The organism is Pseudomonas sp. GL-R-26 (assembly GCF_019947365.1).
Classification (GTDB): Bacteria; Pseudomonadota; Gammaproteobacteria; order Pseudomonadales; family Pseudomonadaceae; genus Aquipseudomonas.
In genome coordinates, this window is record NZ_JAGYGI010000013.1 from 122,565 (window position 1) to 135,917 (window position 13,353).

Genomic DNA, 13,353 nt, shown 5'->3' on the forward strand with positions numbered 1-13,353 from the left:
TGCCAGGTCGAAGTTGTATGAGCCAGTCAGTAGTAGCCCATGAAATGGCTGTGTGCACGGTGTTCGTCGACAATGCTCGAAACACAACATGACAGACCAACTAGACTCCACTGCGCCGGTATTGAGCGTCCGCGGCAGTGCCCGCCCCAACAGCAACTCACTCCCACCGCATTGAACTGAGTAAACAAAATCATGTGTGAATCATGTGATTCAAGCTCTGCTTCAAACACAACAGGCCGTCGTCGTTTTCTTCAACTTGCCGGATTGAGCGCAGGCGCCCTGCTGCTGACCGGCACACTGCCCGGCAAGATCATCCAGGCAGCCGAAAAAGCGTCAGCCCCACCCAAACCACAAAACGTAATCAGTCCCGACATGGCGTTGAAAAGACTGATGGAGGGCAATGCACGATATGTAGGCGGTACTTCCACAACGCACGATTTCAAGGCAGAGCGAGAGGCCCTGGTGTCCGGCCAGAATCCGTTCGTGGCCGTGCTGAGCTGCTCCGACTCGAGGATCGCCCCGGAATATGCGTTCGACACCGCGCGCGGCGATCTTTTCGCCATCCGCGTCGCGGGCAACTTCGTTACGCCGGAAGGCTTGGCCAGTCTTGAATACGGAGTTGCCGTACTAGGCGCCCCGCTGATTCTCGTACTAGGGCATGAGAGCTGCGGCGCCATCGAGGCCGGCATCAAGGCGGTCAAGGATCAGACGATTTTCCCCGGCCATATCCCGAAACTGACTGACGCACTCAAGTCGGCAGTCGAGGCAGTACTCAAGCAGCCCGGGAACTTGATGGAAAACGCCACCGTGCAAAACGTCAAAAACTCGGTCAACAGCCTGAAACAGGCCTCGCCATTGCTGACCGATGCGCAGAGCAAAGGCATGCTTAAGATCGTGGGCGGTATCTATCGCCTGGCGAGCGGCAAGGTAGAGTTGATCGTTTGATCCGCAACGCGCACGCCCCCAGCATCGGTGCATGACCTCGCATGCAAAGAGCCCAGCGCGACGGCTGGGCTCTGGTTATCTTCGGTTTTGCATCATTTTATCCGCTAGGGTTCTGGCCCTCTCGATCAACAGGTTCTGCCTGTCCTCGTGGGTAGCTCCACCCACAATCGGAGCAGTCAGATTGCTTTCGGCAATCAATGCAGCGCAGAAATATCGATCCCAGACAGCCGAGTCCACAGGTGCCTGCTTGCTCACTTGATCGGTGTTCATAGGCGGCTCCTTTTGATGAGGTCGCTTCGCTAGTTTACGCCTGAATGACAAAAAATCCGGGCCAACACTCACAGTGGCTCGCCATTCGTCGCCTGCCAGAACACCACGATGAATTCGCCCGTATCCGTGGCTTGAGGCTTGCTAAGATCGCGCGTAGCAGCGCCGGAATGACAGGATTCTGACGCCGCAGCCATTCAATCAATGCTTAAGGACTCCAGCGATACGCTTGGTCAGTCACCGGGAGATGTAACGTGTCAACGCTCAACGAAATCGCAATGAACCACGCGAGAATGGCCAAGGAAAAAGCAGGAAAGTCGACCGAACTGAGCGAGCGCCACCTCCAGATCGTAGGGAGCTTCGAAGTACCGTCCATTGAAGAACAGCAGAACATCCCACTGCACCTGATCGCTGGAGCACAGGAAAGCCACCATGGCCTCGCAGCGACCTTTGCCCTCTGACGTCTACTGAAGCTGGCGACGACCTGAACGATTTACTCGGTAATCATCCGGTATCCGTTCAGCAATCGTCGCGCCTAGATAACCCGACACTGCTTTTCTGATCCGGGCATCTCATCTTTCAAATACAGCGAAGTGATTGCCAGCTGGATGCAAGGTTCAGCAAATAACACGCAATGACTTGTGGATTGAAAATCCATGAACTAGACATAACTCCACAGTCAGCTTCCCTGAAAATCGATAATGATTCTTGGTACTAACAAGGGTTTTATGCTCCTTGCCATACGAGCAAAAAAACGAAGTCCTTCAGCGCATCGAAATTGTTAAGCCTGGCACTACAGCAGGCGCTGTCTGTAGCAGTGAGCATCCTTGGATAAAACAAAGTGCGTTATGCGAGCTCATGCCTTGAGCAAACACTAGCGCCTGATTCGCAGTTAGTTGATCCACTCACTTATCCGGCTTGACGAATGGAGATGCATGTTCATGAAAAACCCAATACCGAGAGCCCTTGGCGGTACGGTGATATTGCTGGCGTCATTCATATCCACTTTCACACACGCAGCAGATATCACTCCCGCTGAAATGAAGGCTATCGCCACGGAAGGCTACATCTACGGCCTGCCCATCGTGATGAACTATGCGATCATGTACGACTACGCCGTAGACAAAAACTCCGGACAGTTCAAGGCGCCGTTCAACCAGATTCATAGCCTGCACCATGTCGCGACTTACAAGGACACAGCTGTTATTTCACCAAACAGCGACACGCCCTATTCGATGATATTCATGGACCTGCGCAGCGAGCCGATGGTGTTATCGGTACCGGCGGTAGAGAAACCACGGTACTACTCGGTACAACTCATCGACGGCAGCACCTACAACTACGGTTACATCGGCAGCCGCGCCACCGGCAACGAAGCCGGCGACTACATGGTAGTCGGACCCGAATGGAAGGGCGCGACCCCACCGGGCATCAAGAAGGTGTTTCGTTCCGGCACGCAATTCCCCTTCGCGCTCTTTCGCACCCAACTCTTCAACCCGGATGACCTGCCGAACGTGGTAAAGGTCCAGTCAGGCTACAAGGCACAGCCGCTATCAGCCTTTCTCAAGCAACCTGCGCCGCCTGCCGCGCCGGCGATCGACTTCCCGAAGATCAACACGGACCTCGCAAAGACCGGTTTCTTCAAGTATCTCGACTTTGCCTTGCAGTACGCCCCGGCCGCACCGGATGAAGTGGCGATCCGGGCGAAACTTGCCCGGATCGGCATTGGCGCCGGCAAGGACTTCAACTTCCAGGATATGTCCGCCGAGCAAAAGGCCGCAGTGGTTCAGGGCATGCAGGCCGGGCACGCGCAGGTCGAGGAAGGGATCAAGAATCTCGGCACGAAGATCAATGGCTGGAACATTGTCGGTGCCGGCGGCGACAGCGCCTTCTACAACGGCGACTGGCTGAAGCGTGCTGCCGTCGCGCAAGCAGGCATTTATGCCAACGATGCCGAGGAAGCCACGTATCCGCTGTCCAAGACCCTGCCCAATGGCGAGCCGCTTGACGGCAGCAAGCACAGCTACACCATCACCCTTCCCGCCGGACAATTCCCGCCGGTCAACGCCTTCTGGTCAGTGACCATGTACGACGGCAAGACGCAACTGCTCACCAAGAACCCGATCAATCGCTACCTCATCAACTCGCCCATGCTGCCCGAGATGAAGAAGAATGCGGACGGCTCGTTGACGCTGTATATCCAGAAGGATTCGCCCGGCGCAGACAAGGAAAGCAACTGGCTGCCGGCACCGAATGATCTGATCTACCTGGTGATGCGGCTGTATTGGCCGAAGACAGAAGCGCCGTCCATCCTGCCGCCTGGCAAGGGAACCTGGAGTCCGCCCGAGATCGTCAAAGCCAATTGACCGGACGCAGGGTCATACGTCAATCATGACCCTGTCTAGCCCTGAAACAGGTGCAAACCTTATTCAGGACGGGACAACGTTCTGAAGAAATCCAAGAATCGAGTAGGAGGCGGGGTTGCCCCCGCCGTCCTCTCACACCACCGTACGTACGGTTCCGTATACGGCGGTTCCTGCCTACTGACAAACAACGTCAGCGAGCTTGGTTCCGTTGATGTGTCGCCTGCGGTATCTAAGCGCCCAGACCGGCCCTCGGAGCTTCCGGCTCCTACCTCCTAATGGTCTTGACCTCCGCTACGCGGAGTTTCTGCTTTACGCTCCAACAGAGATCACACCCGACTATCCACTCATGGCAGGTTCAGCCCTTCATTACTCCGGTTTCGAGCAACTACTACGGCCTCTGCTGACTTCTGTCGCCCATCCCGTCATCTCGCGACGCCGGTAGCACATGGCAGGCTAAACAGATCTCCCAGGGTAATTCGCGCGACCTTCCTGCTTATGCCTGTCGGATCTACGTCGCAGCGTTCCGTGCAAGTATCGGGCTTTGAAGATATTGGCCTTCTTACCCCGCTGCGCCGCCTCTATCCGCTTCCTGTTCGTCAGGCCAGCATTTTGCCTCGGGCTTCCTTCAGATTCGCAGTCACCCGCGACACCCTTGCCTCTGGCTAACACTTCCCCTTGCCGGGTGTGTAGAGGACTTTCACCTCCAAGTCACCAGCGTGGCCACCACAGCCAAGCTGGTTGCGCTTACGCGCAACGCGCCATGCCTGGCGCACCAACAAAAAAAGGCCCACCTTTCGGTGAGCCCTTCTAGACCGCCCAGCAGAGCGGATTTTGTTTGGTAGGCGCGATTGGACTCGAACCAACGACCCCCACCATGTCAAGGTGGTGCTCTAACCAACTGAGCTACGTGCCTGCTGTGAGGCGGCATTCTACGGAATTCCGGAGGGGTGTCAACACCTTTTTTCGAGCTAACCCTATGAATATGCAAAATATTTAATTTTGCCGGTACAAAGAAGATTTTCCGGGTGGCTGGCGGGCGATTTTCAACTCGGGTAGGATCAACGCACTCGTAAAATATATTAAACAGAGGCTGCCGGATGGCTAACACTCCCTACCCAGAATCCTACTACGCCGCATCGGCCAATGCGGTTCCACCGCGCCCGGCGTTGCAGGATGACGTGGAGACCGATGTCTGTGTGATTGGCGCCGGTTATACGGGGCTGTCCTCTGCCCTGTTTCTGCTGGAGAACGGCTTCAAGGTCACGGTGCTCGAAGCCGCCGGAGTGGGTTTCGGGGCGTCCGGGCGTAATGGCGGCCAGATCGTTAACAGCTATAGCCGCGATATCGATGTCATCGAGCGCACGGTCGGTCCCAAGCAGGCCCAATTGCTGGGGCAGATGGCGTTCGAGGGTGGGCGAATCATTCGTGAGCGGGTCGCCAGGTACAACATTCAGTGCGACTTGAAGGACGGAGGCGTGTTCGCCGCGATGACCGCCAAGCAGATGGGGCATCTCGAATCCCAGAAGCGCCTGTGGGAGCGTTTCGGGCACACCCAGCTTGAGTTGATGGATCAACGCCGCATCCGCGAGGTGGTTGCTTGCGATCAGTACGTCGGCGGGATGCTCGACATGAGTGGCGGCCACATCCATCCGCTTAACCTGGCACTGGGTGAAGCGGCGGCGGTCGAGTCCCTGGGTGGCACGATTTACGAGCAGTCGCCCGCTGTGCGCATCGTGCGCGGCGCGAATCCGGTGGTGCACACGCCGCAGGGTAAGGTCCGGGCCAAATTCATCATCGTCGCCGGTAACGCTTATCTGGGCAACCTGGTGCCGGAACTGGCCGCCAAGTCGATGCCTTGCGGCACACAGGTGATTACCACCGAGCCACTGGGCGAAGAACTGGCCAAGACCCTGTTGCCTCAGGATTATTGTGTCGAAGACTGCAATTACTTGCTCGACTACTACCGCCTCAGCGGCGACAAGCGCCTGATTTTCGGTGGTGGCGTGGTGTATGGCGCGCGGGATCCGGCGAACATCGAAGCAATCATTCGACCGAAGATGCTCAAGGCATTCCCGCAGCTCAAGGACGTGAAGATCGATTTCGCGTGGACGGGCAATTTCCTGCTGACCCTGTCGCGCCTGCCCCAGGTCGGACGCCTGGGCGACAACATCTACTATTCCCAGGGTTGTAGCGGCCACGGCGTGACCTACACGCATCTGGCGGGCAAGGTCCTGGCCGAAGCGCTACGCGGCCAGGCCGAGCGTTTTGATGCGTTTGCCGACCTGCCACACTACCCGTTCCCTGGCGGACAAATGCTGCGTACCCCGTTCGCGGCACTGGGCGCCTGGTATTACGGATTGCGGGACAGGTTCGGGTACTAAGCGGCACGCAATACATTGTGGGAGCGAGCCTGCTCGCGATATCGGTCTAGCAGCCAACGAATATGTTGGATGTTACGACCTCATCGCGAGCAAGCACGCTCCCACAAGTTTTTGGGGGGTTAGAGACGATCCCGCGCGATACCGCTGCGAATCCGCAGGATGTCCGCCAGCACCGCCAGGGCGATCTCTGCTGGCGTCTTGCTGCCCAGGTTCAGCCCGATCGGCGCGTGAATCCGCCCCAACTCGACCTCCCCCAGACCACCAATGCGCCGCAGGCGCTCGAAGCGCTTTTGCGAGGTCTGCATGGAGCCCATCACACCGATGTAAAACGCCTCGGTGCGAACAGCCTCCATCATCGCCAGGTCATCGATACGTGGATCATGGGTCAACGCCACCACCGCCGTATCGCTGTGACAGCCGCCGTCGGCGATGAACACCGACGGCAGTTGGCGACGAATCTCCACGTTTTCCAGCACGACGCCTTCCAGCACTTCGTCCCGCGGGTCACACAAAATCACCTCGAACCCAAGCCCCACGGCAAACTCCGCACAGGCCTGGGCGACACTGGAATACCCCGCCAGCAGCAAGCGCTGTGCCGCGCCGACGCGCACGCGCACCCGGTCGATCTCACGCTCGATACGCACACCCTGCTCACGGTCATCGAACAGGCTGCGCGCACCGCTTTGCAGGTCGACTTCGCGGATCAACCGACGCCGGCCCAACAGCGCCGACTCCAGTTCCCGCAGATGCGCTTGCACCTCGCAATCGCCATCAAGCTTCTCGACCAGCACGTCCAGCACCCCGCCGCATGGCAGGCTGACGCGCGAGCGTGGGTCGTCGCCTTCGCCGTAACGAACAACGTTGACCGGATCCAGAAACGCGCCCTCGGCGACGCGCTCCAGAAAGTCTTCCTCGACACAGCCACCGGACAACGAGCCAATCCAGTGCCCCTGCGTGTTCACCGCCAGCAGCGAACCCGGTGCGCGCGGTGCCGAGCCGTAAGTGGCCAGCACCGTACACAGCCAGATGCGCTGTCCGGCCGCCGACCACTCCAGCGCCCGGCGTATCACTTGCAGATCGAGATGCTGCATGTCAGTGGGCCTTGTGCTCGAGCGGCGGCGCATCGGCCCGCAACTTTTGCACGTCGTTCACTGCCAGGTCGCTCGGCTGACCGCCCCACCCCTGACGCAGGTAGTTCAGTAGATCCGTGAGTTGCTCGTCGCTCAATTTCGCGGCGAACCCTGGCATCGGTTGCATGTGTTCGAAACCGGAGAACTTCTGCTCACCGATACCGTCGTCGATCACCCGTACCAGGTTGCGCGGATCTTCCAGGCGCAGCGTGGTGTTGCCGCGCATGGCCACCGCGATGTGCGGCTTGCCCTCACCGCCCGGCGCATGGCAACCGGCGCAGACATTCAAATATTCCTGACGGCCGCGCTGGGCGCTCGGGCTCAGCTTGTCCAGCGGCACTTCGGTGAGCACTTTCGCCGCAGGCGGCTGATCGCCGAGCAGGAAAGTCGCCATCGCCGCCAGATCCGGATCGCTGAGGCCCTGGGTGCTGTTGTGGAACACCGGGAACATCTCGTTGAACATCGTGCCCTGGGCGCTCATGCCGTGCTTGAGGAACGAGCTCAGGTCCTGATGATTCCAGCCACGGGCCGCCAGGTCAGTGGCCAGCAGGCTCGGTGCCAGATAGCCATTGAGAATGCCACCGGTCATGCGCTTGTCCTGTTGCATCGCGCCAGGCAAGCCGCGTGGGGTGTGGCACTCGCCACAGTGACCCAGCACGTCGACCATGTATTGGCCGCGCTTCCAGGCTTCGCTCTTGCCTTCGGCAGGCTCCAGCTTCACGTCCTTGCCGTACATCATGTTCCAGGCCATCAGGCCCAGGCGCACGTTGAACGGGAAGCTCAGACTGGTGACCGGCGCAGCGCGCTCGATCGGCTCGACGGTTTTCAGGTAGGCATGAATCGCGTCGGAATCTGCTCGCGGCATCAGGTGATACGAGGTGTAGGGCATCGCCGGATACAGGTTCGCGCCATCGCGGCGCTTGCCTTCGGTCAGCGCGACAAAGAACTCGTCATCGCTGTACAGGCCGATGCCGTGCTCTTTGCTCGGGGTGATGTTGGTGCCGTAGATCGTGCCGAACGGCGACACGATCGGCAGGCCGCCCGCGTACGGCGCACCACCCGGTGCGGTATGACACGCCATGCAGTCGGCGGCGCGGGCGAGGTACTCGCCTTGCTTGGCCTGTGCATCATCCGCGTGAGCCGCCACCACAGGCGCAGCCAGACCAACCGCCAACGCCAGGCGGCTAAGTAGAAGCTTCATGCTTAACCCTCCTTGACCAGGCCGAGATCGGTCAGCACGTTGCGGGTGGCGCTGTAGTAGCGCACGTACCCGGTGCAACGGCAGATGTGATGACCCAGGCTGTCCTCGATGACTTTTTCCAGCTGGCTTTTGACGATGGGCTGACGCTGCAGTTTTTCCACCAGCACGGTTGCGGCATTGACGAAGCCCGGAGCGCAGTAGCTGCACTGGAAGGCGAATTCATCGACGAAACGCTGCTGGATCGGGTTCAGCTCGGTGACCTTGCCCTGCTCGTCGCGGGTCGCATGGCCTTCGATAGTCCGAACCTTCTTGCCTTCGAAATAGTGCGCGCCGGTGATGCAGGTGCGCACTTCTTCGCTGGTGCCGTCCGGGTTGTCGACGATCACCACGCAGGCGTGGCAGATGCCCTGGCCGCAGCCCAGGCGCGAGCCGGTGAGGTTCTTGTACTCGTGCAGGTAGTCGATCATCGGCAGGTCATCAGGGATGTCCACTGGGCCGACGGATTGACCGTTGAGGGTCAGTTGAAGCGGACGGTTAGCCATTGAGGGCCTCCTTGATGCGTGCAGAAGTGATAGGCAGGTCGCGGACACGTTTACCGATGGCATGGGCCACGGCGTTGCCGATGGCACCGACCACCGGGATCATCACCACCTCGGCGATACCCTTGGATGGGTCGCTTGGCGACAGTGGCGGCAGGATGTCCGCCGTCTGTTTCCACACTGCGACGTGACGCGCCATCGGCAGGCGGTAACGGTTGAAGTTCCAGTCACCCTCCCCCGGCCCGCCTTCGTACAGCGGCATCTCTTCCATCAGCGCATGGCCGATGCCCATGGCGATACCGCCTTCGAGCTGGCCCCTGACCAGTTCTTCCACCAGCACCCGACCGCACTCGACCCACGAGTGATGGTTGAGCACCGACACTTCGTTCGAACCCTTGTTGACCTTCACTTCCACCAGCGTCGCGACCGGGCTGTAGTAAGTCACCGCCGCGTTGTTCAGCTGGGTCGCCGGGTAGGCGATGCCCTGCCGATCCAGCAGATGGAAACCGGCGCTATTCATCTGCGCCTTCTTCGCCTTCGGTGCACCGTCGCCGTACTTCACCGCCAGGCCGTCGAGCGGCAAGCGCTCACGCACGCCGTCGATGCTGAACTCGGCCTCGGCCCAGCTCCAGCGGTTGAAACCGTGCACGGTGGCGCCACTCACCAGGCCACGCTCGTGAATGCGCTTGGCCAGCATGGCGAATGGCAGTGGCTCCATCCCGTTGGCCGTGAGCTTGCCGTCGACCCAATGGGCGTCTTCGCGGCGCACTACGTAAGGGTTGGCCTGACCTCCGTAAGGGCCTTGTCGCCAGATCTCCAGCGCCGCCGGCCACAGGCCGTGGTTGAACAGCACGCGCGCCGCTTCACGGGTGGCGTGGCTGAAGTAGTACGCCGAGTTGGTGGCCGACGAAGCCGAAGCGACCTTGCCGACCCAGCGTGGGTTGCGCAGGAAATTGTCCTGCTCGGCCTGGCTCATGATGTACGGGTTACCGCCACTGACCAGCTGCAACTCTTTCCATTCGGTTTCGCCGGTCTTCACTTCGTGCGCTGGAATACCAAGGAAGTCGGCCACGACCATGGCTTGCGAGGTGGACATGCCGGTGCCGATTTCGATACCGATGTGGCGCAGGCTGATGCGACCTTCGGCAGTGAATTCAATGCTGGCCATCGGCGCTTCGGAACCGGTGCCGAAGTCTTTCTGGCAGATGGCGAACCCCACCCCGTACCAGTTGTCCGGGTCGGCGGCTTCGCGTTGCTTCTTGATCGCCTCGCGGTTTTTCCAGGTGTCGTGGACGGCCGCCTTGTCGAGAATCTCGTGCAGGCGCAAGGCACCGGCCGGGATCGCACCCTGGGTGTTTTTCATGCCCGAGCGCAGTGCGTTTTTGCGGCGCAGTTCAATGGCATCGACACCCAGGCGACCGGCGATTTCATCGACCATCATCTCGGTCGCTGCCATGCTTTGCAGGGTGCCGTAGCCACGCATCGACCCGGCTTCAACGGCGCGGGAGTGATAGGCCGTGACCTGCAGATCGTTCTGCGGCATGTAGTAGATCGACTGTGCCGCCGTGGCGCCCACCGCTGCCACCGACGGGCTGTAGTTGATTCGCCCGCCACCGTCGACGCTCATCTCGGAGCGGAAAATCTTGAAGCTGTGGTCGTTCTTGTCCACCGCCAACTGGTAGCGGATGTCGAACGGGTGACGCTTGATGCCGCTCTGGAACTGCTCGTAGCGGTCGTTGGCCAGGCGCACCGGCACACCGGCGCCGTACAACGCGGCCAACGCTGCGTAGTAGACGAAAATGTTGTGGTCCTTGGAGCCGTAACCGACGGTGTAACCCGGGTGCATGTTCAGGTTGGCCAGGCCGAAACGCGACGGCGCGATCATCTTCGCGGTTTCGGTCGCCGCTTCCAGCGGACACTGGGTGGCAACGACGAAATGCAGGGTCTTGGTGGCCGGGTCGTACCAGCCGTTGCCGTTGTCCGGCTCCAGGGCGGCCGGCTCGATCGACGGGGTCTTGTAGCGCTCGTCGAACACCAGCCAGTTGTCCGGCGGCGTATCGATCTGCTGCTTCATGCGCTCGGCGTAGAACAACCCTCGCTCGGTCAGGTTGCCGTGCAGGTTCGGCTGGGAGTTCCACACCGGACGACGGTTTTTCAGCATCGGGAACAGGATCGAATCCTTGAGGCTGGCGAACTCGTCTTCGTCCGCCGAGGTCGCGCCGCCGACGCGCACGTAGCGGAAGCTGCCGTAAGGATCGCCTTCATAAAACGGCGCTTTATCGCCGTAGCGGATTGCCTTGTCATTGAATTTGAGTTGGTTCTTGGCCTGACGGAAGCGCTCGAAATCGTTCCAGATCAGGATCGCCACCGGGTGGCCGATGAACATCGGCACCTTGCCGGCCGGCAACAGCGGATCCGGGGCGTGCTCCTCAGGGAACACGATACCGTCCTTGACCAGGTCTTCGGCGGTGACGATGCGGTCCGGTTGCAACTCGACACCGAGCCACGACAGGTCGATGCCTGCAAAGATGTGGTCGGCCTTGATGGTTTTCAGCAGCATGGCGTGGCCTTGCTGCTGCGGCCAGCCCGGCATGTCCTTGGCGCGGATGTCGCGGGCAAAGACTTTGCTGCCGCAGACCTTGGACAAGGCATCGTTACGGGCGCGCGCCTTGCCATTGTTGCCGAGCCACTGCTCGGACGGCACGGTCACGCTGTTTTCCATCAAGGCGGCCAGCGCCTGGCTGCTCAATGGCGTGAGCGTCACGCTCACGCCCGCTACCAGCCCGCCCTGAAGGAACGAGCGCCGGGATATATCACGGTTGGACATGGATCATCCTCTGGGCGGTTATGGGGTCCGCCCTTCTGATTATGTACTGGAAAATCTCGAGTCTTGCAGAAGCCCCTTCTGACGATACAAAGGGCTGTTGTTGACAGTGCAAAGCTGACCGAAAGGTTAAGTTTATAGGCTTATGGCCTTACGGAAAACTAAAAACTGACCAGCAAATCAAAAAAACGCGACGATTCGACGCAGCACAGTAATAGTAGCCGTGAATCTCGGTAGCGCGAGGTCAGAGGTGCCGCTGAACGACGGCGTCGTCAGCACCCAATCGGCCAGTCCTGCAAAGAGGTGCGCAGAAAGGTCCGACTGGAAAAAGGCGAGAGGAGAAAAAACTGAATTCCAGATCGAGTAGGAGGCGGATTTACATCCGCCGTCCTCTCACACCACCGTACGTACGGTTCCGTATACGGCGGTTCAGGTTAAGCGGTTAAGCCGGGTTATCGTGTCCAGTATTGAGACCAGCCCGAGTCGATCCCAGAGTTTCTTCGGCAGCGCCTGATTCATATGGGGTGCTCCCGAATTCCACCAAGGGCCTCGACCGTTGAATGCTGAGTGACAAGCACGAGCTTCGTTGAGCCCTAGACGCATCAAGGGGAAACAGTCTTCTCTTGGAGAATATTCTGCGTTTCAGCATTCGACGAGACTCTGGCGCCTACTGGCGGCATAACCTGTTCGGCCCTTGGTGGCGGGGTTATTCGCCACTTACTACGGCCTCGGCTGACTTCTGCACGCTCATCCCGTCGCCTCTCGACGCTCGGTAGCACACTGGCAAACGTGCAGATCTCCCAGGGTAATTCGCGTGACCTTCCTGCTTATGCCTGTCGGATCTACGTCACAGCGTTCTGTGCAAGTATCGGGCTTTGAAGATGCTTGCCTTCTTACCCCGCTGCGCCGCCTCTATCCGCTTCCTGTTCGTCAGGCCAGCAGTTTGCCTCGGGCTTCCTTCAGATTCGCAGTCACCCGCGACACCCTTGCCTCTGGCTAACACTTCCCCTTGCCGGGTGTGTAGAGGACTTTCACCTCCAAGTCACCAGCGAGGCCACCACAGCCAAGCTGGTTGCGCTTACGCGCAACGCGCCATGCCTGGCGCACAAACAAAAAACCCCGATCTTTCGACCAGGGTCTTTGCTATCGACTCGAAGTAACCAGTGGTTTCTTCGTAGCTCCAAGGCGTTCAGTGGGCCTCGGGGCAGATATGGCGCAGCGGACGGGACTCGAACCCGCGACCCCCGGCGTGACAGGCCGGTATTCTAACCGACTGAACTACCGCTGCGTATCGCTTTGAGCTGACGCTCAATTAACTCGTCTGATTAAAAGCTCTGAGACTTTTCAATCTCTCTTTCAATCTCGAATCAGGGCGGACCTGACTCGGAAAATATGGCGCAGCGGACGGGACTCGAACCCGCGACCCCCGGCGTGACAGGCCGGTATTCTAACCGACTGAACTACCGCTGCGCGTCGGTGGAGGCATTTCAGCCTACCTCTTGCTTTCGCAAGTCTCTCGGAAGTGGTGGGTGATGACGGGATCGAACCGCCGACATTCTGCTTGTAAGGCAGACGCTCTCCCAGCTGAGCTAATCACCCGTTTGCATCTCCGAGGCCGCGAAATTTACGCAGGTAGCGAACCTAAGTCAATAGCAGGATTGAAGTTTTTTTCAAAAACAGCTTTTAGCGGCAAGCTTCAA

The 13,353-nt window shown here is 59.4% G+C and carries 9 protein-coding genes, 4 tRNA genes and 1 pseudogene; 4 read left to right on the top strand and 10 right to left on the bottom strand.

The window, feature by feature from the left end; all coding sequences use genetic code 11:
- The first annotated feature begins 192 nt into the window (after positions 1-192).
- A complete protein-coding gene (locus KGA96_RS15640; protein ID WP_223466164.1) occupies positions 193-945 on the top strand; it encodes a carbonic anhydrase in 753 nt (250 codons plus the stop codon).
- Between the two features lie 75 nt (positions 946-1,020).
- Here KGA96_RS15640 and KGA96_RS15645 read toward each other — a convergent pair whose 3' ends face one another.
- Positions 1,021-1,215, bottom strand: a complete 195-nt coding sequence (locus KGA96_RS15645) for a hypothetical protein (protein ID WP_046041600.1) — start codon at positions 1,213-1,215, stop codon at positions 1,021-1,023.
- A 251-nt stretch (positions 1,216-1,466) separates the two neighbouring features.
- Between KGA96_RS15645 and KGA96_RS15650 the strand changes: the two genes are divergently transcribed.
- Both KGA96_RS15650 and KGA96_RS15655 read left to right on the top strand, forming a co-directional pair.
- Positions 1,467-1,673 (top strand): hypothetical protein, encoded by a 207-nt coding sequence (locus KGA96_RS15650; RefSeq protein WP_046041601.1) that lies wholly within the window; start codon positions 1,467-1,469, stop codon positions 1,671-1,673.
- Positions 1,674-2,153: 480 nt separating this feature from the next.
- Positions 2,154-3,578, top strand: a complete 1,425-nt coding sequence (locus tag KGA96_RS15655) for a DUF1254 domain-containing protein (RefSeq protein WP_223513571.1) — start codon at positions 2,154-2,156, stop codon at positions 3,576-3,578.
- An 836-nt stretch (positions 3,579-4,414) separates the two neighbouring features.
- Here KGA96_RS15655 and KGA96_RS15660 read toward each other — a convergent pair.
- Positions 4,415-4,491: transfer RNA gene (locus tag KGA96_RS15660), tRNA-Val, on the bottom strand.
- A gap of 184 nt (positions 4,492-4,675) precedes the next feature.
- On the opposite strand from KGA96_RS15660, the gene KGA96_RS15665 reads away from it, so the two are divergent.
- Positions 4,676-5,959, top strand: a complete 1,284-nt coding sequence (locus KGA96_RS15665) for an NAD(P)/FAD-dependent oxidoreductase (protein ID WP_223513522.1) — start codon at positions 4,676-4,678, stop codon at positions 5,957-5,959.
- 119 nt (positions 5,960-6,078) lie between these two features.
- On the opposite strand, the gene KGA96_RS15670 is transcribed toward KGA96_RS15665, so the two are convergent.
- The 8 genes and pseudogenes from KGA96_RS15670 to KGA96_RS15705 all read right to left on the bottom strand — a co-directional run bounded on the left by KGA96_RS15670 (position 6,079) and on the right by KGA96_RS15705 (position 13,252).
- Entirely contained in the window at positions 6,079-7,050 is a 972-nt protein-coding gene (locus KGA96_RS15670; RefSeq protein ID WP_046041603.1) for an XdhC family protein, read from the bottom strand.
- A 1-nt stretch (position 7,051) separates the two neighbouring features.
- Positions 7,052-8,290: a cytochrome c gene (locus tag KGA96_RS15675; protein WP_046041604.1), complete on the bottom strand. Its 1,239-nt coding sequence runs from the start codon at positions 8,288-8,290 to the stop codon at positions 7,052-7,054.
- Positions 8,291-8,292: 2 nt separating this feature from the next.
- Positions 8,293-8,832, bottom strand: a complete 540-nt coding sequence (locus KGA96_RS15680; protein WP_007982256.1) for a (2Fe-2S)-binding protein — start codon at positions 8,830-8,832, stop codon at positions 8,293-8,295.
- Positions 8,825-11,656 carry a xanthine dehydrogenase family protein molybdopterin-binding subunit gene (locus tag KGA96_RS15685; protein ID WP_223513523.1) on the bottom strand — a complete coding sequence of 944 codons (2,832 nt, stop codon included), beginning with the start codon at positions 11,654-11,656 and terminating at the stop codon, positions 8,825-8,827. Before KGA96_RS15685 ends, KGA96_RS15680 begins: the two co-directional genes overlap by 8 nt.
- A gap of 426 nt (positions 11,657-12,082) precedes the next feature.
- Positions 12,083-12,259 (bottom strand): annotated as a pseudogene (locus tag KGA96_RS15690) (group II intron reverse transcriptase/maturase); the annotation flags it as partial.
- A 605-nt stretch (positions 12,260-12,864) separates the two neighbouring features.
- Positions 12,865-12,941 (bottom strand) — tRNA-Asp (locus KGA96_RS15695).
- A 105-nt stretch (positions 12,942-13,046) separates the two neighbouring features.
- Positions 13,047-13,123 (bottom strand) — tRNA-Asp (locus KGA96_RS15700).
- A 53-nt stretch (positions 13,124-13,176) separates the two neighbouring features.
- Positions 13,177-13,252: transfer RNA gene (locus KGA96_RS15705), tRNA-Val, on the bottom strand.
- Positions 13,253-13,353: the final 101 nt, after the last annotated feature.